Annotated in this window: 21 protein-coding genes and 1 pseudogene; 10 read left to right on the forward strand and 12 right to left on the reverse strand. The window is 74.6% G+C overall.

Annotation, left to right across the window (positions count from 1 at the left end; all coding sequences use genetic code 11):
- Position 1 precedes the first annotated feature (1 nt).
- Complete coding sequence (locus tag IE98_RS0106995) at positions 2-610, reverse strand: hypothetical protein (protein ID WP_030265880.1); 609 nt, start codon at positions 608-610, stop codon at positions 2-4.
- Positions 611-691: 81 nt separating this feature from the next.
- On the opposite strand from IE98_RS0106995, the gene IE98_RS0107000 reads away from it, so the two are divergent.
- The 3 genes and pseudogenes from IE98_RS0107000 to IE98_RS0107010 all read left to right on the forward strand — a co-directional run bounded on the left by IE98_RS0107000 (position 692) and on the right by IE98_RS0107010 (position 3409).
- Positions 692-1723, forward strand: coding sequence for an enoyl-CoA hydratase/isomerase family protein (locus IE98_RS0107000; protein ID WP_030265884.1), 1032 nt, complete (start codon positions 692-694; stop codon positions 1721-1723).
- 111 nt (positions 1724-1834) lie between these two features.
- Positions 1835-2483 (forward strand): annotated as a pseudogene (locus IE98_RS42125) (enoyl-CoA hydratase-related protein).
- 98 nt (positions 2484-2581) lie between these two features.
- Complete coding sequence (locus IE98_RS0107010) at positions 2582-3409, forward strand: VWA domain-containing protein (RefSeq protein WP_078660816.1); 828 nt, start codon at positions 2582-2584, stop codon at positions 3407-3409.
- A 4-nt stretch (positions 3410-3413) separates the two neighbouring features.
- Here the strand turns inward: IE98_RS0107010 and IE98_RS0107015 are convergent, their stop codons facing one another.
- Positions 3414-5240 (reverse strand): NAD-binding protein, encoded by a 1827-nt coding sequence (locus IE98_RS0107015; protein ID WP_078660817.1) that lies wholly within the window; start codon positions 5238-5240, stop codon positions 3414-3416.
- A gap of 97 nt (positions 5241-5337) precedes the next feature.
- Complete coding sequence (locus IE98_RS0107020; protein ID WP_030265893.1) at positions 5338-5961, reverse strand: LysE family translocator; 624 nt, start codon at positions 5959-5961, stop codon at positions 5338-5340.
- Positions 5962-6084: 123 nt separating this feature from the next.
- Between IE98_RS0107020 and IE98_RS0107025 the strand changes: the two genes are divergently transcribed.
- Together IE98_RS0107025 and IE98_RS0107030 are read left to right on the forward strand one after the other, a co-directional pair.
- Positions 6085-6561: an Lrp/AsnC family transcriptional regulator gene (locus IE98_RS0107025; protein ID WP_030265896.1), complete on the forward strand. Its 477-nt coding sequence runs from the start codon at positions 6085-6087 to the stop codon at positions 6559-6561.
- Positions 6562-6702: 141 nt separating this feature from the next.
- Positions 6703-6963, forward strand: a complete 261-nt coding sequence (locus IE98_RS0107030) for a hypothetical protein (RefSeq protein WP_030265899.1) — start codon at positions 6703-6705, stop codon at positions 6961-6963.
- 67 nt (positions 6964-7030) lie between these two features.
- Here IE98_RS0107030 and IE98_RS0107035 read toward each other — a convergent pair whose 3' ends face one another.
- The 4 genes from IE98_RS0107035 to IE98_RS0107050 form a co-directional block, all read right to left on the reverse strand.
- Entirely contained in the window at positions 7031-8320 is a 1290-nt protein-coding gene (locus IE98_RS0107035) for a bifunctional GNAT family N-acetyltransferase/ATP-binding protein (protein ID WP_030265900.1), read from the reverse strand.
- A 183-nt stretch (positions 8321-8503) separates the two neighbouring features.
- The gene (locus IE98_RS0107040) at positions 8504-9757 is read right to left on the reverse strand and encodes a cytochrome P450 (protein WP_030265902.1); all 1254 of its coding nucleotides are present in this window, start codon (positions 9755-9757) and stop codon (positions 8504-8506) included.
- A gap of 59 nt (positions 9758-9816) precedes the next feature.
- Positions 9817-10674 carry an EI24 domain-containing protein gene (locus IE98_RS0107045; protein WP_052390219.1) on the reverse strand — a complete coding sequence of 286 codons (858 nt, stop codon included), beginning with the start codon at positions 10672-10674 and terminating at the stop codon, positions 9817-9819.
- Positions 10675-10969: 295 nt separating this feature from the next.
- Positions 10970-12286, reverse strand: coding sequence for a PucR family transcriptional regulator (locus IE98_RS0107050; protein ID WP_030265908.1), 1317 nt, complete (start codon positions 12284-12286; stop codon positions 10970-10972).
- Between the two features lie 192 nt (positions 12287-12478).
- On the opposite strand from IE98_RS0107050, the gene IE98_RS0107055 reads away from it, so the two are divergent.
- A complete protein-coding gene (locus tag IE98_RS0107055) occupies positions 12479-12904 on the forward strand; it encodes a nucleoside deaminase (protein WP_030265910.1) in 426 nt (141 codons plus the stop codon).
- Positions 12905-12942: 38 nt separating this feature from the next.
- The gene (locus tag IE98_RS0107060) at positions 12943-13911 is read left to right on the forward strand and encodes an isopenicillin N synthase family dioxygenase (RefSeq protein WP_030265912.1); all 969 of its coding nucleotides are present in this window, start codon (positions 12943-12945) and stop codon (positions 13909-13911) included.
- Between the two features lie 88 nt (positions 13912-13999).
- Here the strand turns inward: IE98_RS0107060 and IE98_RS0107065 are convergent, their stop codons facing one another.
- The 3 genes from IE98_RS0107065 to IE98_RS0107075 all read right to left on the reverse strand — a co-directional run bounded on the left by IE98_RS0107065 (position 14000) and on the right by IE98_RS0107075 (position 17439).
- A complete protein-coding gene (locus IE98_RS0107065) occupies positions 14000-14479 on the reverse strand; it encodes a hypothetical protein (protein ID WP_030265915.1) in 480 nt (159 codons plus the stop codon).
- Positions 14433-15830, reverse strand: coding sequence for a hypothetical protein (locus IE98_RS0107070; RefSeq protein WP_159400843.1), 1398 nt, complete (start codon positions 15828-15830; stop codon positions 14433-14435). The genes IE98_RS0107065 and IE98_RS0107070 overlap by 47 nt, the downstream gene beginning before the upstream one ends.
- A 151-nt stretch (positions 15831-15981) precedes the next feature.
- Complete coding sequence (locus IE98_RS0107075) at positions 15982-17439, reverse strand: lipase maturation factor family protein (protein ID WP_030265922.1); 1458 nt, start codon at positions 17437-17439, stop codon at positions 15982-15984.
- A gap of 327 nt (positions 17440-17766) precedes the next feature.
- Here IE98_RS0107075 and IE98_RS0107080 point away from each other — a divergent pair, with 327 nt between their 5' ends.
- Together IE98_RS0107080 and IE98_RS0107085 are read left to right on the forward strand one after the other, a co-directional pair.
- Positions 17767-18657 (forward strand): EamA family transporter, encoded by an 891-nt coding sequence (locus IE98_RS0107080; RefSeq protein WP_052390220.1) that lies wholly within the window; start codon positions 17767-17769, stop codon positions 18655-18657.
- Positions 18658-18881: 224 nt separating this feature from the next.
- Positions 18882-19967: a sugar ABC transporter substrate-binding protein gene (locus tag IE98_RS0107085; protein WP_030265928.1), complete on the forward strand. Its 1086-nt coding sequence runs from the start codon at positions 18882-18884 to the stop codon at positions 19965-19967.
- A 28-nt stretch (positions 19968-19995) separates the two neighbouring features.
- Here IE98_RS0107085 and IE98_RS0107090 read toward each other — a convergent pair whose 3' ends face one another.
- The gene (locus tag IE98_RS0107090) at positions 19996-20889 is read right to left on the reverse strand and encodes a DMT family transporter (protein ID WP_078660819.1); all 894 of its coding nucleotides are present in this window, start codon (positions 20887-20889) and stop codon (positions 19996-19998) included.
- Between IE98_RS0107090 and IE98_RS0107095 the strand changes: the two genes are divergently transcribed.
- A complete protein-coding gene (locus IE98_RS0107095; RefSeq protein ID WP_030265934.1) occupies positions 20888-22318 on the forward strand; it encodes a PLP-dependent aminotransferase family protein in 1431 nt (476 codons plus the stop codon). The genes IE98_RS0107090 and IE98_RS0107095 overlap by 2 nt on opposite strands.
- Before the next feature lie 87 nt (positions 22319-22405).
- On the opposite strand, the gene IE98_RS45630 is transcribed toward IE98_RS0107095, so the two are convergent.
- Positions 22406-23479 (reverse strand): GAF domain-containing protein, encoded by a 1074-nt coding sequence (locus IE98_RS45630; RefSeq protein ID WP_078660832.1) that lies wholly within the window; start codon positions 23477-23479, stop codon positions 22406-22408.
- Between the last annotated feature and the right edge of the window lie 140 nt (positions 23480-23619).

The raw sequence follows: 23619 nt of genomic DNA on the forward strand, positions 1-23619 counted from the left end.
TTCACGCGGGGTGGACGGGGCAGGCGACCGGGCGGAAGGTCTTCCGCGGCCCGCTGACCGGGCGGAGCTCGGCCCGCCAGCGGTCGTCGATCACGCCCCGGCTGAGCCGCAGCAGCTGGTTGGCCCCCTCGGCCAGCCGCCCGCGGTAGTCGTCGACCGCGGTCCCGTCCTCGGACACCGCCAGGGCGACGCCCTCGACGAAGCAGATCGGGCAGCCCTCGGTCAGCCGGACGGAGGTGCTCACCGGCTCCTCCGCGATCCCCTGGACGAGCACCGTCCCGAACGGCGCCACCGCCAGCACCAGGAGTCTCGGGCCGTCCGCCCGCTCCGCCGCCGCCAGGATCTCCCCCCGCAGCTCGGCGGGGGCGGCGACTCTGACCCGGCCGAGGACCGCGACCGCGAGCGCGACCTGCAGCAGCGCCAGCGCCAGCACCGCGAAGACGACCGGCACCAGCCAGCCGGCCCCCGACCCGAGCCCGCGCCACAGCCCGATCCCGCCCACGACCACGATGAGCGCCATGCTGCCCGCGTTGGGGCCGCGCCGGAAGGTCGTCCGTCCGAGCAGCAGCACCAGCGCCACCGCGAGGGTGATGTCCAGAAAGGTTCCCATGCCCGCCCCTCACCGCCGGTCCCGCCGACCGGTCACCCGTATCGTTTCCCCCGGCACGGCCATCGAGACGGGAGCAGGGGCATGAGTGTGCAGGTCCGACGGGACGGCGGGGCGGGACGGATCGTCCTGGACCGGCCGAGGGCGCTGAACGCGCTGACCCACGGGATGCTCCTGGAGATCCGCGACACCCTGCTGGCCTGGGCCGACGACGACGCCGTCCGCACGGTGGTGCTCACCGGCGCCGGCGAGCGCGGGCTCTGCGCGGGCGCCGACATCCGGGAGCTGCACGACGACGCGCGGGCCGGCGGGGCCGGCGCCCGGGTGTTCTTCGCCGACGAGTACCGGCTGAACCACCTGATCTCGCGCTACCCCAAGCCGTACGTCGCCGTGATGGACGGCATCACCATGGGCGGCGGCGTCGGCCTGTCCGGGCACGGTTCCGTCCGGGTCGTCACCGAGCGGTCGAACGTCGCCATGCCGGAGACCCGGATCGGCCTGATGCCGGACGTCGGCGGCAGCCGGCTGCTCGCCCTCGCCCCCGGCGGGCTCGGCACCCACCTGGCGCTCACCTCCGGCTCGATGGGCCCCGGCGACGCGCTGCTGTGCGGCTTCGCCGACCACTTCGTGCCCACGGCCGCGCTGGAGTCGTTCACCGCCGCGCTCGCCCGCACCGACCCGGACGCGGCACTCGCCGCGCACACCGCCGAACCGCCGGCCGCCGCCCTCGCCGAGCACCGCGGCTGGATCGACCACTGCTACGCCCCCGACACCGTCGAGGAGATCCTCGACCGGCTCGACGCGGCCGGCGGGCCCGCCGCCGCGGCCGCCGCCGCGGAGATCCGCGCCAAGTCGCCGACCGCCCTCAAGGTCACCCTCGCCGCGCTGCGCCGGGCCCGCGGCCACCGCAGCCTCGGCGAGACGCTGGAGCAGGAGTACGTGATCTCCTGCGCCGCACTGGACTCGCACGACCTGGTCGAGGGGATCCGCGCCCAGGTGGTCGACAAGGACCGCAACCCGCAGTGGAAGCCGGCCGCGCTCGCCGACGTCTCCGCCGAGGACGTGGCGCGCTTCTTCGTGCCGTCCGGCGAGCCGCTCGGCCTGGACCGGGCCTGAGGTGACGACCGTCTCGCCTGGCGAGACTGGCGCACCGACCGGTCGGTCGGAGATCGTATCCACCGTCAGGACGCACGCCGAGCGGCGGCGCAGCGAAGGGAATCAAGGACGATGACCGAGTACGAGACGATCCTGGTGGACCGCAAGGGCCGGGTCGGCATCATCACGCTCAACCGGCCGAAGGCGCTCAACGCGCTGAACACGCAGCTGATGAACGAGGTCGTGGCCGCCGCCACCGCCTTCGACCGCGACCCGGAGATCGGCTGTCTGGTCGTCACCGGCTCGGAGAAGGCCTTCGCGGCCGGCGCCGACATCAAGGAGATGCAGGGCAACCGCTTCCCCGACGTCTACCTGGACGACTGGCTCGGCCCGTGGGACCGGCTCGGCCAGCTCCGCAAGCCGGATCGGCGGCTCGCAGCGGCTCACCCGCGCGGTCGGCAAGGCCAAGGCGATGGAGCTCTGCCTGACCGGCCGGATGATGGGCGCCGAGGAGGCCGAGCGGGCCGGCCTGGTCTCCCGGATCGTCCCCGCGGCCGACCTGCTGACCGAGGCGATGGCCGTCGCCGAGACCGTCGCCGCGATGTCGGCGCCGGCCGCGGTGATGATGAAGGAGAGCGTCAACCGCGCCTTCGAGACCACCCTCGCCGAGGGCGTCCGCTTCGAACGCCGGCTCTTCCACGCGGCCTTCGCCACGGCCGACCAGAAGGAGGGCATGGCCGCCTTCGCCGAGAAGCGGAAGCCCGAGTTCCAGGGCCGCTGACGGCCCGTCGGCCCCGCCCGGCCCCGGTGCGCGATCCATTGCGCACCGGGGCCGCTGCCTGCGACGATCACATCTCGCGACAGCAGGGGGGTTCGACCATGTGGAGTTTCTTCCGCCGCCGCCGGAACGCCGGGGCCGCACCGGCCGAGGCGCCTCCGGCCGCACCCGCACCGGCTGCGGCACGGCCGGCCGGACCGGCCCGCGCCGGCGCCGGACCGGCGATCAGCCTCGACAAGCTGCAGGCCACCGCGCCCGCACTGGTGTCGCTCTACAAGACGGCCGCGGTCTCGCTGCGCAAGCAGGGTCTGGACGGCCGGCGCGCCGCCGTCTACCTGGTGCTCGACCACTCCGCCTCGATGAGCGGCCTGTACCGGGACGGCTCGGTGCAGCGCCTCGCCGAGCAGTCGCTGGCGCTCTCCGCCAACCTCGACGACGACGGCACCGTGCCGGTGGTGCTCTTCAACGACCGGGCGTACGAGGCGCAGGAGGTCGTGATCGGGCGGCACTCCGGCGCGGTGCAGCAGGTGCGGACGGCGGTCGGCGCCAAGTTCGGCGGCACCCGGTACGCCCCGGCGATGAAGGCCGTGCTGAAGCACTACCGGGAGTGCGGGGCGACCGACCCGGCCTTCGTGATCTTCCAGACGGACGGCGCCGCCTTCGACAAGAAGGACGTGCTGGCGCTGCTCCGGTCCTCCTCGCAGCTGCCGGTCTTCTGGCAGTTCCTGGGCTTCGGCGAGCACGACGCCAAGCACTTCGCCTTCCTCCGCTCGCTGACCGGCCTGGACGGCCGGGCCACGCCGAACGCGGGCTTCTGCGCCATCGGCCGGCACCCGCGCTCGCTCGCCGACGACGTCCTGTACGGGCGGCTGCTGGCCGCCTACCCCGCCTGGCTGGAGGCGGCGAAGGCGGCCGGCGTCACGGGCTGACCTCTCACCGGCTCACGGTCGGCGGCTCCGGACTGCGGGGCGGCGGCGGTGCGGCGGACGGCGCCGCACCGGCCGGCGGCACCGGGGCGGCGAGCCGGGCGAGCCCGCTGCGGGTGGCGGCGACCACGATCCGGTCGCCCGCCGCCAGCCGGCGGGCCCGGTCCGCGAAGTTCCACTGCAGGTCGGCGGGGCGCCGGGCGAGCCGGACGGCGAGCACCCGGACGCCGCCGGGCTGCTCGATGCCGTGCAGGTCCTGGCCGGCGAGGCCGGGGACGTCGTCGACGGCCACCTCGGCGATCAGCAGCACGTGCCGGTAGACCGAGAGGGTGCCCAGCACCTCACGGCCCATCAGCGCCGCGGCGAAGGCCGGTGCGGAGAGGTACGAGACCGAGCGGGACGCGACGTTGCCGAGGGTCGCGTAGACGTGGTGCGCGAAGTCGTCGTCGAACAGCCGGACCACGATCCGCATGTCCGGACGGACGGCCCGCGCCTCCAGCGCGGCCTCCAGGTTGGCCGCGTCGTCACTGGTGACGGCGGCCAGCGCCCGGGCCCTGTGGATCCGGGCCCGGCGCAGTTGGCTCTCCAGCGGGGCGTCACCGACCAGCACCGGGATGCCCCGCGCCCGGACGGCCGCGATGCCGCGGGCCTGCGGGTCCCGTTCGACGCAGACCACCGGCACGCCGGTGTCCTGGACCAGAGTGGCCACCCGGATGCCGACGCTGCCGAGGCCGACCACCACGACGTGGCCGCGCACCCCGGCGCTCGGGGCGCGGGGCACGCCGCGGCGGCCGCTGGCCAGTGCCTCCACCACGACGGCGGTCGCCACCGGCATGAAGGTGATCCCGCAGAAGGTGATGACCACCTGGGCGGCCCTGGTCCAGATCCCGCCCGGGGCGCCCGCAGCCGGGTCGTCCGGCTGGGCGGCGCCGGCGAGGTCGAGCAGCGCGAGGTACAGCGTCCAGCCGGCGTCGCGGTGGGCGAGGTAGAGCACGGCGGTGCTGAGGAGGACGGCGGCGAACGCGGTGCTGAGCACCAGCCGCATCCGTACGCCGGTGACGTAGCGCAGCGCGTCCAGCAGCGTCCAGCGCAGCCGGGAGGTCCAGGGGATGCGCAGCGGCGGTTCGGAGCCGAGGGCCTGCAGGGCGGCGAGTCCGCCGGGGCCGGCGGCCGGCGCGGGCGGGTCGGCGGGGTCGGTGCCGGGCGGGCCGTTGTCGCCGTATCTCCGGGCCAGTTCGATGAACTCGGCGGCGCGGCCGGCGGTGTCGGGCAGCAGCCGGAGCCGGGAGAGGTCCTGCCGGTCGATGCGGTCGGCGACCAGGCAGAGCCGGCCCGCGCCGATGTCCTCGTCGTAGGCGACGTAGAGGTAGCGTCCGCCGACCGGCACCGCGTTGGGGCGGCCGAGGACGCCGTCGGCGAAGGCCGGGGCGGCGGTGGCGGAGCCGGAGAGCGCCGCGCAGTTGGGCAGCAGCCGTTCGATGTGTTCGCCGAGCCGCTGGTTGAACATCCGCAGCACGATCCGGATGCCCGGGTTGGCGCCCTGCGCGGTGAGCGCCGCGTGGATGTTCTGCTGGTCGTCGCCGTCGACCAGGGCGATGCCGAGCGCGCCTTCGACCCCGGCGGCCCGCAGCGCCTGCTCGGTGACCGAGCCGTGCTCCAGCACCGCGGCGACCCCCGGCAGCCGCCCGATCCGCGGCCCGTGGTCGCGGTCGCGGTCCGGCAGCACGGCGACCACCGGGACCTCGTAGTGCTCCGTCAGCTCCAGCACCAGCCGGTGGGCCAGTGCGTTCCCCCCGCACACGATGTAGTGCCCGCGGTGTCCGTCCCCTGTCATACCGGTGAAGCGTATGCGCAGAACCCTTCGGCCGGGCGGCCGCGAGGTGTCTGACGTGTGATCAGTTCGGTTTCTCCGAGCCGCTGTTCGGCGGGCGTCAGGCGGTGGCGGTGACGCCGGCGACCAGGAGCAGCAGGACGGAGGAGACGGCGGTCATCCGGCGGGCCGCGGTCGGGGTGGAGCCGAGGGAGGCGCGGGCCCGGCCGGCGGCGAGGGCCACACCGGCGTAGACGAGGGCGCAGGAGAGGACGTTCACCGCGCCGAGGGCGAGGACCTGGCCGCCGACCGGGAGGGCGGCCGCGGGGTCGACGAACTGCGGGACGAGCGAGAGGTAGAGCAGCAGGCCCTTGGGGTTGAGCAGGGCGGTGAGCACGCTCTGCCGCAGGACGGCTCGGGCGGGCTGCGGACGGGCCTCGGGGAGGCTGCCGCCGTCGCGGCGCAGCGAGAGCAGCATGGTGACGGCGAGGACGGCGAGGTACGCGGCGCCGGCCCAGCGGAGGGTGGGCAGCACGGCGGGGACGGCGCGCAGGGCGGCGGCGAGGCCGGCGGCGGAGAGCAGCGTGTGGACGGTGTACCCGGCGCAGACGCCGGCGACGGCGAGCAGCGCGGCGCGGCGGCCCTGGCCGAGCCCGCGGGCGGCGATCAGCAGCCAGTCGGGCCCGGGGGTGCAGACCAGCAGGAGGTCCACCCCCAGGAAGAGGATCAGGGCGTGTGCGTCCATGGCGGTGCGGTGCTCTCCGTGGCCGGCGGGTCGGGTGTCGGTGACCGAAGGTAGCGGGAATCACGAAGCAGGCGATGACCTGTTTGCGCAGTTCAACGGGGTGGTTTGGCAGAATGTTGCGCCATGGACCGCACTGACCGCAGAATCCTCCACGAACTCCAGCAGGACGGCCGGCTGACCAACGCCGAGCTGGCGGACCGGGTCGGCCTGACGCCCTCGCCCTGCCTGCGGCGGGTGCGGCAGCTGGAGCGGTCCGGGGTGATCCGCGGGTACCGGGCGATGCTGGACGGCGCCGCCGTCGGCCGCGGTTTCCAGCCGTTCGTGACGGTGGTGATGCGGCACGAGGACCGCGCGACGGTGGCCGAGTTCGAGCAGCGGGTGGCCGAGCTGCCCGAGGTGGTGGAGGCGCACCGGCTGTTCGGCGACCCGGACTACCTGCTGAAGATCGCGGTGGCGGACGTCGCCGCGTACGAGCGGTTCATCACCGACGTGCTGTCCGGCCTGCCGGGGATCGCGCAGGTCAACTCGCTGATGACGATGAAGCGGGTGAAGGAGGACGCCGGCCTGCCGGTGCTGCCCGCCACGGGCGCCCGCGGCTGAGCCCCGCCCGGGCCCGCGGCGCCGCCCACCCGTGCGGGTGGTCCGCGGCCGCCGTTCGGCAGCCCACCGATTGCCGCCCCCGCGGACCGGCCGGACACTCGGAAAGGCCCGGAACACGGACGACGGAACGAGGTGGAGACCATGGCGGTCTGCGTGGTGTGCAAGAACGACTACTGGCTGTCCTTCGAGATCAAGACGGTCAGCGGCGACACGTACACCTTCGACAGCTTCGAGTGCGCGATGGAGAAGCTCGCGCCGCGCTGCGAGCACTGCAGCGTGCGGATCGTCGGCCACGGCGTGGAGGTGGCCGGGATGTTCTTCTGCTGCGGCAACTGCGCGCGGGCCAACGGCGGGCTGGGCGACCAGATCCGCGACGCGGTCGGCGCCCACCCCGGCAGCTGAGCCGGCGGCCCGGCCGCCGCCGTGCGCGGGCGGCGGCCGGGTGGAGTACGGCGGGCCGGCCGCCGCTTCAGACGCGGGCGTGCGAGCCGATGTCGGCGGTGAACTCCGCCGTCATCGCCGGGGTGACCGTCGGCCGGCACTGGGCGATGGCGGCGAGGTAGTCCTCCGTCCCCGCCCCGACCGTCGCACGCTGCCCCTCGGCGGGTTCGCCGAGGTCCCGTTCGAACGCCGCCTGGGCCGCGATCCGGGCGGCGTGCTCGATGTCCGCGGGGGTGAACAGCCCGCTGGCGTCGACCAGCGCGGCGAGGTCGACCCCCGCCCGGCCGGCCGTGTACCGGGACCAGATCGCCCGGCGGGCCGCCGCGTCCGGCGTGCCGATCGGGATGAGGTAGTCGAACCGGCCGTGGCGCAGGAAGGCCGGGTCGAGCGAGCGGATCGAGTTGGTGGCGCACACCAGCAGCCGCTCCTCCCCCTCGCGGAAGCCCGGGATCAGCTTGAGCAGTTCGTTGGTGACCCCGTGCATGCCGCCGGGCGCGCCCTCGCCGCGCACCGGGGCGATCTCCTCGACCTCGTCGACGAAGACCAGCACCCGCTCCAGTTCGGCGATCCGCGCGAAGGCCGTGCGCAGCGCGGCGGCGAGGTTGCCCTCGTCGGCGAGCCGGGACGGCAGCAGCTCGACGAACGGCCAGCCGAGCCGGGAGGCGACCGCCCGGGCGAAGGTGGTCTTGCCGGTGCCGGGCGGCCCGAACAGCGCGACGGCCCGCGGCGGCCGGACACCGTGCCGGGCGGCCCGCTCGGGCTCGGCGAGCGGCAGCACCACCCGGCGTTCGATCAGCGCCTTCTCGGCCTCCATGCCGGCCACCTTCTGCCACAGGTCGCCGGGCAGCACGCGGCCGCCCAGCTCCTCCAGCAGGCCGGCCGACGGGCCGTGCTGCGGCTCGGTCTTCTCGAAGTAGGCGACGGCCGGCCGGCGGCTGTACCCGGCGTTCTGCAGTCCCTCGCCGAGCTGCTCCTCCTCGGGCAGCACGTAGGCGATCCGCCGGACCCGGCGCTCCACCAGCCGGCGTTCGAGCTCGCGGAGCAGCGCGCTGGCGAGTCCGCGGCCGCGCCAGGCCGGGGCGATGGCGATCCGCATCACCCAGGCGCGGTCCCCGGCGAGGTGCGCGAGGGCGGCACCGATCGGGACGCCCCGGCTGACGGCGACCACCGCGGGCTGCCGGGAGGTGAGCGCGGTGATGCACTCGGCCAGTGAGAACACCGACTCCTGGCCGAGGCCCGCGGTGGTGTCGATGAGATGGACGACCGCCGCCAGGTCGTCCTCGCGGTAGTCGTGGATCAGCCACTCGGTGGTGGACACCTGCACGGTGCGCGCCTCTCGTCCGTCCTGGTGGGATGCCAGGACGGTAGGGGGCGGTGCAGGGCCCCGGCGCCTGCCGGAGCGGACAAGCGGGCGGGTGCGAACCGTACGGACTGCGGGTGGCCGGCCGCGCCGCGAACGGGCAGGTGGGACGGGCCGGAAGACCCGGAAGGCCCGGAAGGCTCAGAAGGTGAAGCGCAGGGAGCGGACCCGGTGGTCGAAGCTGGACGGGATCAGCGCCGGCTCGCCGACCGAGCGCAGCTCGGGCATCCGGGTGAACAGCTCGCGGAAGAGCACCTTCATCTCCTGCCGGGCCAGGTAGGCGCCGAGGCAGAAGTGCGGCCCGCCACCGCCGAAGCCGAGGTGCGGATTGGGCGAGCGCATGATGTCGAAGGCGTCCGGGTCGGTGAAGACGGCCTCGTCGCGGTTGGCGGAGGCGAAGAACAGCACCACCTTCTCGCCCGCGGCGAGCCGGGTGCCGTTGAGGACGTGGTCGACCGCGACGGTGCGGCGGAACTGGATGATCGGGGTGGAGTGCCGGACGATCTCCTCCGCCGCCCCGCCGATCCGCGCGTCGAAGTCCTCCATCAGCAGCGCGCGCTGGGCCGGGTGGCGGGTCAGCAGGTGCAGGCCGTGGGCGAGCGCGTTGCGGGTGGTCTCCACCCCTGCGACCAGCAGCAGCGAGAAGAACGCCCCCAGCTCGCGGGAGTTGAGGTGACGGCCGTCGACGTCCGCGGTGACCAGGGCGGAGATCAGGTCCTCGGTCGGCCTGCGGCGGCGCTCGCGGCCCAGCGCGGCGATCACCAACTGCATCCGGGCCAGCGCCCGCAGGCCCCGCCCGGGCACCCGCAGCCGCCCGCGGGCCACCCCGGTGTGCTCGGAGGCGTGGTTGACCTGCGCGAGGATCTGCCGCCGCTGCCGCTCGGGGATGCCCATCATGTTGCAGATGACCTGGTAGGGCAGCTCCGCGGCGACGGCGGTGACGAAGTCCTCCGGGCGGCGGTCGAGCACCTCGTCGACGATCCGCACCGCGACCCGGCGGATGTCCTCCTCGACCCGGGAGATCAGCCGCGGGGTGAAGGCGCGCGAGACGATCCGGCGCAGGTCGGCGTGGCGCGGGTCGTCCAGGTTGACCATCGAGTCGCCGAACACCGTCCGCACCCAGCGGGCCGGCTCGGGGGTGGTCACGCCGGGGCCGCTGATGAACACCTCGGGGGTGCGGCTGGCCGCGACCACGTCGGCGTGCCGGACGAGCGCGAGGAAGCTGCGGCCGGTGGCCCGGTGGGTGAAGCGCACCGGGCCGTCCAGGCGCCGGAGTTCGGCGAAGGCCGCGGCCCGGTCGGCCTCCGGCAGCCGCCAGAAGCCGGGGTCGGCGAGGTCGACGCCCGCGGGGGCGGGCGGGGTCGCGGTGGCCTGGGTGCCTGCCGGTGCGCTCATGACGGCTTTTATCTTCCACCCGGTGGCGGAAAGTCAAATCGCCGTCACTCGCTGTGGTTTCACTTGCCCAGGTCGATGGCGTGATCCGATCGGCGGTCCGGGCCGGGGGTGCCGTCGGCAGTGTCCTCCGACCCGTTCTCCGGCTCGTCCTCCGGCTCGTCCGAGGACTCCTCCGACGGCTCCACCGGGGCCAGTTCGCGGCCGAGCAGGGTGGCGCCGGCCACCGCACCGGGCATCGCCAGCACCGTCACGAACGGCACCAGGAAGAGCAGCACCAGCGGCACGCCGAAACCGAGCGCCAGGCCGAGGCGGGAGCGCAGCAGGCGCAGCCGCTCCTTCTGCGGGATGCCGCGGCGCTGCAGCGCCACCGCGGTGAGTTCGGCCGTCAGGAAGTAGCCGGACACCGCGAAGCCGACCGCGGGGACGGCGGTCTGGCCGACCACCGGCAGGAAGCCGCAGAGGAAGAGCACCAGGCCGATCGCGGCGACCCGGACGAGGACGTAGAGGCTGTCCCGCGCCGAGATCCGGAGTTCGCGCCAGAGCGACACGTCGGGGCGGGCCGGTGCGCCGCCCTCCGTCTCGTCGACCTTCTCGCAGAGCGACTCGTAGAACGGCTGGCCGACCAGCAGGGTCACCGCGGTGAAGGTGATCACCGACAGCAGACCGCCGACCGCGACCGCGGTGACCGCGAGCGCACCGCGCAGCAGGCCCTGCCAGGGCGAACCCCAGCCGTCGGCGAACGGCGTCGCCCAGTCGGCGAGGTCGCCCGCGTAGAGGACGAGCGCGGTCATCGCACCGGCGTACCCGACCAGGGTGATCAGCGCCGGGATCATCCCGAAGCCCCACCAGCGCCCGTGCCGGGCCACCCAGCGCTGGCCCTTGAGGAGGTACCCGATCCCCGCCGCAACATCTCGCATGGCCCCAGCCTACGGGCCGGGCCCGCCCCATGATCACCTGCGGTGTTCCGGTCGCGGCACAAGGGGGTAACGGGCCGTCCCGGCCGCGGATGCCCGGAGCCCGGGTGCTGACGGACCGTCCGTCGGACGACCGCCGGGAGCCGTCCGCACAGGGCGCCCGGGTGGTCGGTCCAAGGGCGCGCGGGGGCACCCCCCCCCCGAAGGCCGGGGGGAGAACTACGCAATCCGGGCGCGGTGCTCCTCACCGATCCGGCTCACCCCTGGTCCGCACGGTGGCCCGCATCCGATTGCGCAGTTACCCGCGCCCCTGGCCCCATGTGGAATCCGTCGACTTCGAAGACACGCCCCGGTGGGCCGGGGGCGCCTGCAGCAGGCGGTGCGCGCAGGTGGCGAGCAGCAGCTCCGCCTGCAGCTCGGGGTCGGCGACCGTGATCCCGAGCAGCCGCTCGATCCGCTCCAGGCGCTGGTAGAGCGACTGCCGGCCGATGTGCAGCAGGGCCGCGGTACGGGTCGGCGAGCAGCCGTGGCGCAGGTGCACCTCCAGGGTCCGCACCAGGTCGCCAGCGTGCCGCGACTCCCACGCCAGCACCGGTCCGAGCACGTCCCCGGCCAGCCGGGCCCAGCGTTCCCGACCGCCCGACCGGGTCAGCTCCCGCTCCAGGGCGAAGGCGCGGGCGGTGGCCACGGTCGGCCGCGGCGGACCGGGGACGCCCGGCTCGGCGGGCGGCACGGTGACGGCCAGTCCGAGGGTGACCGCGGCCTCGCGCAGGCTCTCCCCGTACCGGTCCCAGCCCGACCCGGCGGGGACGGCCGGCCCCAGGGCGACCACCGCACCCGGCGGGGCCGTCTCCTCCAGCACGGCCCGCACCGCGTGCACCGGGTCCGGCGCGGACGACACGGCGACCAGCGCGAACAGGCCACCCCGGACCTCGGCCGCCAGGGCGGTGCCGGGCAGGCCTGCGAGCAGCGGCGGGGCCGGACGAGCACCCGTCCGGCCGCCAGCGGTCCGGGCCGTCGGGACCTGCCACGCGCCACGGGCGGCCAGCCCCAGCAGACGGTGGCCGTCCGGCACCCGGAAGCCGGCGCGGACACCGTCCACACCCTCCACACCCTCCACCCCCTCCGCGCCGTCCAGCAGGGCGCCGATCAGGGCCCGGGCGGGGTCGGAGCCGGGGTGCGCCCCCGGGCCCCGGGCCGTCCGGCCGGCCGGCGGTGCCACGCCCAGCGCGGAGTGCACCGCACGGGCGAGCCGGGCGAAAGGCACGACCCGGCGCAGCGCCACCAGCGGCAGCCCCAGCCGGTCCGCCTCGGCCGTGACCGCGGCCGGCATCCGCGGCAGCGCCCGTCCGACCTCGGCGAACAGGGCCGCCGCCCCGCCGCCGGCCAGCGCCCGGACGCAGGCGCGTTGCCCGTCCGGGGTGGCCCGGGCCAGCCCGTGGCCGTCGGTGAGGAGCAGTTCGCCACCGGACAGCGCGCTGCTGCCCTCCGGCACCCGGCCGGTGTGCACCCGGCGAACGGGCCGGTCCAGCCCGCCCCGGCCCGCCAGCAGCAGCGGCGCGGCCGGACCGAGGACGTCGAGGGCGAGGACCTCGCGGACGGTGAGTGCGGGCACGGCGGCCTCCCGGGTGGCAGGGGTACGGGTGGGGTGTACGGGCGCAGCTCGCAGCGGGTGGGGCCGGCGGTGGATGCCGCCGGGCGGGGAGTCGGACACGGCAGTACGTCGGACCGGGCGCCAGGGAGGGTACGCACCCTTCGTTGCCACGGTGTTTCGGATCGGGAGGTACAGCCGGTGGATGTGCAGAGGATGCTCGCGGTCGCGGTCGAGGAGGCCCGCGCCGGACTGGCCGAGGGCGGGATCCCGATCGGGGCCGCGCTCTTCGACGAGCACGGCGAACTGCTCGGCCGCGGCCGCAACCGCCGCGTCCAGGACGGCGATCCGTCGATGCACGCGGAGACGGCGGCGTTCCGGGCGGCCGGCCGGATGCGCGGCTACCGCCGGACCACGATGGTCACCACGCTGTCGCCGTGCTGGTACTGCTCCGGCCTGGTGCGGCAGTTCGGCATCGGCCGGGTGGTCGTCGGCGAGGCCCGGACGTTCAGCGGCGGCCACGACTGGCTGGCCGAGCACGGTGTGCAGGTCACGGTGCTCGACGACCCCGGGTGCGTGCGGATGATGACCGACTTCGTGGCCGCACGGCCCGAGCTGTGGTTCGAGGACATCGGCGAGTGAACCGGGAAGCACGGAAAGGCCGGGAAGGAACGGACGGCATGGCGGAGGCGCGCATCCCCACGGTCGACCTCCGGGTGTGGACGGACGGCACCGCGGACGAGCGCACCGCGATCGCCCGCAGCGTCGACGAGGCGCTCGGCCGCGCGGGATTCCTGCTGCTCACCGGACACGGCGCGACCGAACGGGAGCGGGCCGGGATCCGTGCGGCGGCCCGCGGGTTCTTCGCCCTGCCGGAGGAGGTGAAGCAGCGCTACGCCGTCGCCGTCGGCGGCCGCGGCTGGCTCGGACCGGGTACCGAGGCGAACGGCTACGCGGAGGGCACCGAGACCCCGCCCGACCTCAAGGAGTCCTGGACGGTCGGCGCCGACCGGGCCACCGGGGACGAGGAGTTGGACGGCTTCTGGTTCCTGCCGAACGTCTGGCCGACCGCCGAGGCGCCCCGCCTGCAGGGCCTCGTGGAGGCCCACATGGCGCGGATGCGGACGGTCGCCGACGAGACGCTGCGCCTCCTCGCGGCGGCCCTCGGACAACCCGGGGACTTCTTCACCCGGCACACCGGCGCGCCCACCTACACCTGCAACATCAACTGGTACCCCTCGGCCGGCACGCTCGGCGAAGCGCTGCCCGGCCAGTACCGGATCGGCCCGCACACCGACTTCGGCACGGTGACCCTGCTCGACCGCCAGCAGGGCCGCGGCGGCCTCCAGATCTGGACGGAGGAACAGGGCTGGGCCGACGCCCCCTGGGACTCGGCCGCGCTCACCGTCAACATCGGCGACCTGATGGCCCGCTGGACGGGCGACCGCTGGCGGTCCGGGCGCCACCGCGTCCTGCCGCCCTCCCCCGAGGCACCGGAGGAGGAGCTGATGTCCCTGGTCTACTTCTACGAGTGCGACCCGCACACCCTCGTCAGCCCGCTGCCCGCCCCGATCGGACGGGTGGCCCACCCGCCGGTCGACTCCACGGCGTACCTGCGGGCCAAGCTGGACGCCATCACCGTCGACTGACCGCTCCGGCACCCGGCCCGGGAACGACCGTGCCCGCCGCCCCCCGGTCGGGGAGTCGGCGGGCACGGACCCGGAGCGGTCGGTCCGATCAGGCGCGGACCTCGGAGACGGCGGCGCCCAGCGCCTCCTTGATGCGGGGGCCGAGGCGGGTGAAGCCGAGCTCCTTCATCGCGGCGCGGAGCAGCTCGTCGTCCGAACGCTCGGTGCCGTCACCGTCCAGCCACCCGACCAGCGCCACCAGCTCTGCGGGGCTGTAGGCGGTCACCGCCTTGCCCGCAGTGATCTCCGGCTTCGCCGGCCGACCACCCGCAGCCGCCTCGACGACCGGCTCGGCCTCGACGACGGCAACGGGCTCCTCGACGGCCTCGGGCTCCACCTCGACGACAGCCTGCTCCTCGGCAACGACCTCGGGCTCGACCTCGGCAGCAGGCTCCTCGGCCGGAACCTCAACCTCGACGACGGCCTCGACGGGCTCCTCGACGGCAGCCTCCGGCTCGACCTCGACAGCCGGGACCTCGACCTCAACGGCCGCGACCTCGACAACGGGCTCGGGCTCGGCCTCGGCCACCGGCTCCGCAACCGGGACCCTCCGGCTCGACGACGGCGACAGGCTCCTCAGCCGGAACCTCAACCTCGACGACGGCCTCGACCTCGACCTCGACGACGGCCTCGGCCTCGACCTCGACAGCCGGGACCTCGACCTCAACGGCCGCGACCTCGACAACGGGCTCGGGCTCGGCCTCGGCCACCGGCTCCGCAACCACGGCCTCCGGCTCGACCTCGGCCACCGGCTCCGCAACCGGGGCCTCGACCTCGGCAGCAGCCTCCTCGACCTCGACCTCCACCACAGCCTCGGGCTCAGCAGCGGCCTCGGCCTCGGCCTCAGCAGCGACCTCTGCGGTCTCCTCCGCGACGACCTCGGCGGCCTCGGCGGCCTCCGCCGTCTGCTCGCCGCGCGGACCGGCGGCGAGCGCCTGGCGGGCGACCTCCTCCGCGTCCGCACCGTCCTCGGCGGAGCCGGCGGTGTGCCGGTCGTACGCCGCGAGGGCGGCCTCACGGTCGGCCTGACGCTCGGTCAGCTCGGTGAGGAGGTCGTCGAGACCCTGCTCGGCGAGCGCCGTGCGGAGGGAGGCGAGGGCGGGCAGCCGGAAGAGGGTGCCCTCGTCCGCGGCCAGGCGGTCGACCAGGTCGGCGAGTTCGCCGAGCGGCAGCGACTCCGGCTCCTGGCCGGGCAGCAGGCGGCCGAGCGCGCGGACCGCCGTGCCGAGCGAGTCGATGGCCTGGGCGGTCTCGGCGAGCAGCACGCCGTCCACCGGGACGGCCGGGTTGGCGCCGCCGGTGGCGAGCGCCGACCAGTCGGTGCGGGCACCGGCGGCCGCGGCGAGGGCGGCGTGCAGGTCGGCGCGGCCGAGCTTCTTGCCGCCGGTCAGCGACTTGGCCTGCGAGCGCAGCGCCCATCGGCGGCCGATGGACAGCTTCACGTTCTGCTCGGCGCGCCAGCGGCGGGTGCCGGTGGCGGCCGCGAGGGCGTCGAGGTCGGCGGAGAAGGCCTCGACGGTGAGCGTGGAGGTGGCGGACTGCACGCGCTGCAGGACGTCGAGCAGGGTGCTCAGGCCGAGCAGGGTGTCCGGGACACCGAGTTCGGCCTTGGCGGCGAGGCCGCTGACGGCTCCGCCGACAGCCCGGATCTCCAGGCTGCGCAGTTCGGCGAGGACGGTGGAGGCGGCGCGCGCGTCCTCGCCCTCGGTGACGGTGGTGGCTGCGGCCAGCCACGGGTTGGCGTCGGGGGTCAGGGTGAAGCCGCCCTGGTCGGCGTACCGGCCGAGTTCCTCGCGGGTGTCCGGCCCGGCTTCGCCGTCCGGAGTGGCAGCCGGGGCCGGCACCGAGGCGTCGGCGTCGTTCAGGTAGCGCACTGTCATGTGGAAGTCCGGTTCGTGGCGGGTGACGGGAGGGGGTTTGCGGAGAGGGGGCGCCGAGATGCGGCTCGGCGGGTACGGCGCGAGGGCCAGAATACGGGTGCCCGTTCGACGGGCGCGAGCACCCGGCGGGTTGTTGCGGAGCTGTGCCGTGTCATGGACCGGTCCGGGGTGCGAGGTGCCGGACGTCGCTGAGCGTGACCGGCGGGAGGAAGTCGCGCAGGGGTTCGCGCTGCCACCACTCGCCGGTGGACCTGAGCCGGCGCCAACTGCTGTACCGGTAACGGTAGAGGCGGGCGCGGACGAAGGTGGGCGGGGTGTCGGGGAAGGGGTTGTGGCGGAGCAGCCGGAGGGTGTCCGGGTCGTTGACGAGGAGCCGGGCGACCAGCGGGGCGAACCAGGGCCTCGCGTAGGAGGGGGAGATGGCGGCGAACCACATGAGCCAGTCGAGGCGGAGGTGGTAGGGGGCGATCTGCCGCGGCATACGTCGGAGTTCGCCCGGTTTGCCCCGGAATCCGTAGGCATGCCAGTGGGTGCCGGGGCCGGGGAGTTCCGCGTCGGTGCCCTCCAGGACGATCTCGTGGCGGATCCGGGTGACCGAGCCGAAGGCTCCGTAGCTGTTCACCAGATGGAGTCGGTCGTAGGACCTGTTCATCGCCTGGTGGGGTGAGAGCAGGTTGCGGGCCGGCCGGCGGCTGAGGACGAGCACGCCGGCGGTGAACGCGAGCACCAGGACCTCGTACCAGAGCGGGGCGGCCGGGTAGTGCGGGGCGTCGGGGAGCGGGAGCACCCGGCCGGCGGTGCCGGCGTCGACGGCGGAGAGCGCCAGGGCGATGGTGAGCCAGTTCAGCCAGGCGAAGTTGCCGGAGAGGACCAGCCACAGCTGGGTGACGGTCATCAGGGCGGCGGCGGCGCTCGCCCCCGGCTGGGGCAGGAAGAGGGCGAACGGCACCAGCAGTTGGACGGTGTGGTTGGCCGCGACCTCGACCCGGTGCAGCGGCTTCGGCAGGTGGTGGAAGAACCAGCTGAGCGGGCCGGGCATCGGCTGGGTCTCGTGGTGGTAGTAGAGGCAGGTGAGGTCGCGCCAGCAGGCGTCGCCGCGCCACTTGATCAGTCCGGCGCCGAACTCGACGCGGAAGAGCAGCCAGCGCAGCAGCCAGAGCACGGTGACCGGCGGGGCGACGTCGCCGTTGCCGAGGAAGACGGCGAGCACCCCGGCCTCCAGCAGCAGCGACTCCCAGCCGAAGGCGTACCAGGTCTGGCCGACGTTGACGACGGAGAGGTAGAGCGCCCAGAGCAGCGCCCACCAGAGCATGGCGGCCCACAGCGGCACGAGCTCGCCCGCCCCGGCGACCAGTGCGGCGGCGAGGACTGCTCCGGCGCGGGCGGTGGTGGCGAAGGCCCGGTCGCTGTAGTGCCAGTGGAACAGGCTGGGCGAGCGGCGGAAGGGGACGGCGGCGGTGAAGCGCGGCACGGGGAGCATGCCGTGCTCGCCGATCAGGGCGCGGAACTGGTTGGCCGCGGCGACGAACCCGACGGTGTAGAGCAGCGCGATCAGCCGCTGGAAGACCTGGCGGGCGAGCCAGTAGTCGGGGGCCGCGAACCACTCCACCTCGTGCGCTCCTCGGTCGTCCGCGCTCGGACCGTCCATGCCTACCACTCCGCGGCAGGTCCGGCGCGCGGTGGCGTCCGTCCGGGCCGCCGACTTCATCCGGAAGGCGCACCGGTCGCCGGGGGCCCGCGCCCGGGCGGGGCGGCCGCAGGGTGGGACGGGGCTCCCGCGGCCCGCCCGGACTGTGATCTCATACCGGATGTTCAGTACCGAACCAGGGAGACACCCATGACATCGGCTTCGCCGCAGCCAGCCGCCGACCCGTCCTGTCCAGATCCGTCCCGGTCCGTCCCTGCGAGCACTCCCACGAAGGCCCCGCAGGATGCCGTGCCGCGGCGCGGCCTGTCCGGCGCGGTGTGGGGCGCGCTCGGCATCGTCTACGTGGTGTGGGGCTCGACCTACCTGGCGATCCGGGTCGTGGTGGAGACCATGCCGCCGTTCCTGTCGGGTTCGATCCGCTTCGTCGCGGCGGGGCTGGTGCTGGCGGTCCTGATCGCCGCCCGGCAGGGGCCGGCCGCGCTGCGGGTGTCCTCGCGCGAGCTGGGCTCGGCGGTGCTGGTCGGCCTGCTGCTGCTGGTCGGCGGCAACGGCCTGGTGGTGCTGGCGGAGCGGTCGGTGCCGTCCGGGCTGGCCGCGCTGATGGTGGCGAGCGTGCCGCTGTGGGTCGTGGTGCTGCGCCGGGTGCTGGGTCACCGGACGACGGCGGCCACCGTGGGCGGGGTGCTGGTCGGCCTGCTCGGTCTGGTGGTGCTGAGCGCCCCGGGGCTCACGGGCGAGGTGCAGCTGCTGGGCCTGGCCTCCGTCCTGGCGGCCTCGCTGCTGTGGGCCTGCGGCTCGGTGCTGGCGGGACGGCTGCCGATGCCCGCCAATCCACTGACGGCCAGCGTGTACGAGATGCTGGCGGGCGGCGTCGGGGCGCTGGTGCTGGCGCTCGTCCGGCACGAGCCGCAGCGGTTCGACCCGGCCGCGGTGTCGGGGGCCTCCTGGGCGGGCCTCGCCTACCTGGTGGTGTTCGGTTCGCTGATCGCGTTCAGTGCGTACGCCTGGCTGCTGCAGCGCGCGCCGCTGCCGCTGGTGGCCACCTACGCGTACGTGAACCCGGTGGTCGCGGTGCTGCTCGGCTGGCTGGTCCTCTCCGAGGCGCTGACCTGGCCGATCGCGGTCGGCGGCGGCGTGGTGGTGGCCGGTGTGTGCCTGGTGGTGCGCACCGAGCGGTGATCGGACGGGCCCGCACCGTCCGGGGCCCGGTCCGCGCACGTGAGTTGAGAAGTTGTCGGCATCATCGGCCCGAGGGGGGCCGGAGGGAGATCATGTATTCAACAAGGTAACAATGTGGTCGAGAAATCTTAGTGAACGTTTTACTTGTTGACGGCCCACGGCGTCGGCGGATTGACTTCCTGCTCGCCGCACTCCGCGGCGCTGTCAGGGAGGCACCACCCACCATGAACGCAATGACGCGTCGCATCCTCGCCGGCACGGCTGCAGTGTCGGCGGCGCTGTCACTCGCCGCGTGCGGCTCCGGCAGCAGTGCGAGCAGCTCCTCCGGCACGAAGACCATCGGTCTGCTACTGCCGGAGAAGTCGTCGTCGACCCGGTACGAGAGCTTCGACAAGCCGCTGATCGAGGCCTCGGTCGCCGCACTGTGCACCAAGTGCGACGTCGACTACGCCAACGCGGACGGCGACGAGACCGTCCAGAAGCAGCAGTTCGACGCGCTGCTGGCCAAGGGCGTGAAGGTCATCCTCCTCGACCCGGTGAACTCGGGCGCCACGGCGACCTGGGTGGACGCGGCCGCCAAGAAGGGCGTGAAGGTCATCGCCTACGACCGCCTCGCCGCGGGCAAGGTCTCCGCCTACATCTCCTTCGACAACGAGCGCACCGGCGAACTGCAGGGCCAGGCCCTGCTCGACGCGCTGGGCAACAAGGCGTCGAACGCCAATGTCGTGATGATCAACGGCGCCGAGTCGGACCCGAACGCAGCCCAGTTCAAGAAGGGCGCCCACAAGGTCCTGGACGAGAAGGTCAAGAAGATCGTCTACGAGCAGTCGGGCGAGTGGAAGCCCGAACTCGCGGCCACCAAGGTCAACGAGGCGATCGGCCACTTCGGCAAGAACGGCATCCAGGCCGTCTACTCCGCCAACGACGGCATGGCCTCGTCGATCATCGGCGCACTCAAGGGCGCGGGCATGAACGTGCCCGTCGGCGGCCAGGACGCCTCGCTCGACGCGATCCAGCGCATCCTGACCGGCGAGCAGACCTACACCATCTACAAGCCGTACAAGCCCGAGGCCGACGCCGCCGCCACCATGGCCGTCTACCTCGTGAAGGGCCTGGACATCACCTCGGTCGCCAGCGCAATGACCGAGAGCAACGGCCTGCAGATCCCGTCGATGCTGCTCAGCCCGATCGTCGTCACCAAGGAGAAGGTGGCCTCCACGGTCATCGCCGGCAACCTCTACAAGCCCAAGGACGTCTGCACCCCGCAGGTCGCCGACGCCTGCCGGGAAGCCGGCATCGAGGTCAAGTGACCCCCTGCGGCCACCCGGCGGGCGGGCGTCAGCCCCGCGCCCGCTGGGTGGCCGCGATGCATCCCAGCACCAGCAGCGCCGCGACAGGCGCCGCCGGGGAGAGCCGCTCCCCCAGCACCAGCACCGCCCAGCCGAGCGTGAGCAGCGGCTGCGCGAGCTGCAGCTGACTCGCCTTGGGCACGCCGATCTCGGCCATCCCCCGGTACCACAGCACGAAGCCGCCGAACTGCGAGACCGCCGCCGTGTAGGCGAGGCCGGTGAGCGCCCGCGGCCCCGCGTGGACCGGCTCCGCGGCCAGGGCCAGGCCCGCCGTCAGCGCCGAAACGGGCAGCGCCGCGACCACCGCCCAGGCGATCACCTGCCACCCGGGCATCGAACGGGCCAGCCGGCCGCCCTCCGCGTAGCCCGCCGCGCACACCACCAGCGCCGCGGCCAGCAGCAGGTCCGCCCGGCTCAGCGCACCGCGGCTCTGCTGGACGGTGAACCCGAGCACCACCGCCGCCCCGGCCAGCGCCGCCCACCAGAAGGCCCGGGACGGCCGCCCGCCCGACCGCAGCGCCGCCACCACCGCCGTCGCCAGCGGCAGCAGGCCGATCACCACCGCCGAGTGCGCGATGGAGGAGGTCTGCAGGGCCAGCGTGGTGAGCAGCGGGAAGCCGAGGACGCAGCCGACCGCGACCGCGGCCAGGCCCGGCCAGTGCGCCCGGGCGGGCAGCGGCACGCGCGCGGCGAGGAGTCCGGCACCGGCCACCGCCGCGGCGAGCACCCCGCGCAGGCCGGCGGCCGTCCACGGTCCGAAGCCGGTGAGCGCCCAGGCGGTCGCCGGGAAGCTGAAGGAGAAGGCGAGGACGCCCAGGGCGGCGAGTGCGGTGCCGCCGACCGCTACTGAACGAGGAGCAATAGCGCTATCGTGTGCTGTCATGCACGAGCGTAGCAGTGGGGCGGATCTAGCCGCGATTCTCCGGGCCGAACTCGACCGCTACCCGGTCGGCGGTCGACTGCCGTCCAGCCGGGCCCTGATGGAGCGGCACCAGGTGAGCCCGGTGACGGTGGCCCGGGCGATCGCCCTGCTGGCCGCCGAGGGGCTGGTCGTCCCGCGGCCGGGCGCCGGGGTGTTCCGGGCCGCGGCCCGGCGCCCGGCGCCGGCCGTCGGCGACACCTCCTGGCAGGAGGTCGCCCTCAGCGCCGAGGCCGGGGTGCCGCCGGCCCGGTCCGCCGACGCCTCCGGGGTGCTCGGCGCGCTCGCCGTCCAGCCCGCCGAGGTGATCGACCTCAACGGCGGCTACCTGCACTCCTCCCTGCTGCCGGAACAGGCGCTGGCCGCCGCGCTGGCCCGGGCCGGCCGGCGGCCCGGCGCCTGGAGCAGGCCGCCGCTGGAGGGCCTGCCCGAGCTGCGTGCCTGGTTCGCCCGCGACATCGGCGGGACGGTGAGCGCCGCCGAGGTGCTGGTGGCCGCGGGCGGGCAGAGCGCCCTCACCGCCGCCCTGCGCTCGCTGGCCGCACCCGGCGCGCCCGTCCTGGTGGAGTCCCCGACCTACCCCGGGCTGCTGGCGGTGGCGCGCGCGGCGGGCCTGCGTCCGGTGCCCGTCCCGGTGGACGCCGACGGCGTGCGGCCGGACCTGCTCGCCGATGCCTTCGCGGCCAGCGGGGCCCGGGTGTTCGTCTGCCAGCCGCTGTACCAGAACCCGACCGGGGCGGTGCTGGCCGCCGCCCGGCGGCCCGAGGTGCTGCGGATCGCCCGGGCGGCCGGCGCCTTCGTGGTCGAGGACGACTTCGCCCGGCGGCTCGCGCACGCCGACGCCCCGCCGCCCCCGCCGCCGCTCGCCGCGGACGATCCGGACGGCGTCGTGGTGCACATCCGCTCGCTGACCAAGCCGACCTCCGCCAACCTGCGGGTCGCGGCGCTCACCGCCCGCGGGCCGGCCCTGGAGCGGCTGCGCGCCGTCCAGGCCGTCGACAGCTTCTTCGTCCCGCGGCCGCTGCAGGAGGCGGCGCTGGAACTGGTCGGCGCACCGGCCTGGGGGCACCACCTGCGGGCCCTGGCCGGGCGGCTGCAGGAGCGCCGGACGGCGCTCGCCGGCGCGCTCGGACGGCTGCGGCCGGAGCTGCTCCCGGCGCGACTGCCGTCCGGCGGCCACCACCTGTGGCTGCGGCTGCCGGACGGCACCGATCCGCAGGTGCTCGCCGCCGCCGCGCTGCGCGCCGGGGTCGCCGTCACACCGGGGCGTTCGTACTTCACCGCCGAGCCGCCGGCCCCGCACCTGCGGGCGGGCTACGGCGCCGCCGAGGGCGTCGACCGACTGGTGACCGGGGCCGAGCGGCTGGCCGCGGCACTCGACGGAACGGCCTGATCCGCACGCCCCGACCGGGACGGGCCCCGGCCCGCCGCGGCCGGCCGGGCCGGGGCGCCGTGCGCGCCCCGGCCGGAGGCGGCCCGGTCAGCCCGACAGGCCGGGGCGGCCCTGCGGGTAGGGCGGGAGCATCTCGCCGGGGTTGCGGCCGGAGTGCTGCAGCCGGTCCACCAGCAGCGCGGCGAGGGTGCCCAGCTCCTCCTCGGTGCGGGACTGCGCGGTGACGTCCATGCCGACCGTCAGCACGCCGTTCACCATGCCCGTGCGGGCGTTGCGCAGCGGGGTGCAGGTGAAGGTGTACACCTGCTCGGCGCGCCGGGCGCCCGGCAGGTAGGACTGCACCCGGATGTCCTTGAGCACGGTGGACCGGCCGGTGCGGTGGGCCTCGCCGACCGCGAGCGGCAGACCCGCCGCGGCCAGCTGCGGGTAGGCCTGGGCGAGGTCGGAGTACGGGCCGGGGGCGCCGAAGATCCCCGCGTGCTCGGCGTTGGCGTAGCGGATCGCGTTGTCCATGCCGTCGGTGAGCATGATCGGGAAGGGTGAGCCGTCGAAGGCCGCGAACATCTCCTGCTGCTGGGCGAGCAGGTTGTCGCGCAGCCGGATCTCGGAGAGCAGCGCCTCGGCCAGGTGCTGGATGTCCTTGAGCCGCTCGCGGCCCCACTGGCGCGGCTCGCGGTCCAGCACGCAGACGGTGCCGATGACGGTGTTGGTGTCGTCCACCAGCGGGGCGCCGAGGTAGGCGCGCACGCCCAGCTCGTCGACCACCGGGTTACCGGCGAACCGGGGGTAGGCGAGGATGTCGTCCAGCGCCAGCGGCGAGCGCTGCGCCACCACGTGCGGGCAGAACCCGTGGCTGAGCGGCATCTCGCGGGCCGGGAGGTCGAAGGCGATGCCCCGGTCGGCCCAGGTGTCGTCCTCGACGGGCTGGTTCTGCGCGGGATTTGGCGGGATGTAGAGCCCGCGGAACATCTGGCGCTCGTCGTTGATGAAGTTGACCATCGCGATCGGGGCGCGGGTGATGCTGGCCGCGAGGTGCGCGAAACGGTCGAAGGCCTCGTCCGGGCTGGGGTCGTTGAGTCCCAGGTCGCGGAGCCGGCGGGTCCGTCCGGACTCGCCCCCACCGCCCGGATAGGCGTTCTGAGCGCTCATCACATCAGTCATGGCGGACATGGTGTCAGAACTCAGTACAGGACGGATCGGCGACGTCTCGTCAGACGGTCGGAAAGCGAGAGTAAAGATCCATTCCCCTCCGGGGCGCGATCAAATCCTGCACACAAAAGGTCGCACCCGTTTCGCGCCAA

It is taken from the genome of Streptomyces sp. NRRL B-24484 (genome assembly GCF_000717715.1).
In the GTDB taxonomy this organism is placed as follows: domain Bacteria; phylum Actinomycetota; class Actinomycetes; order Streptomycetales; family Streptomycetaceae; genus Kitasatospora.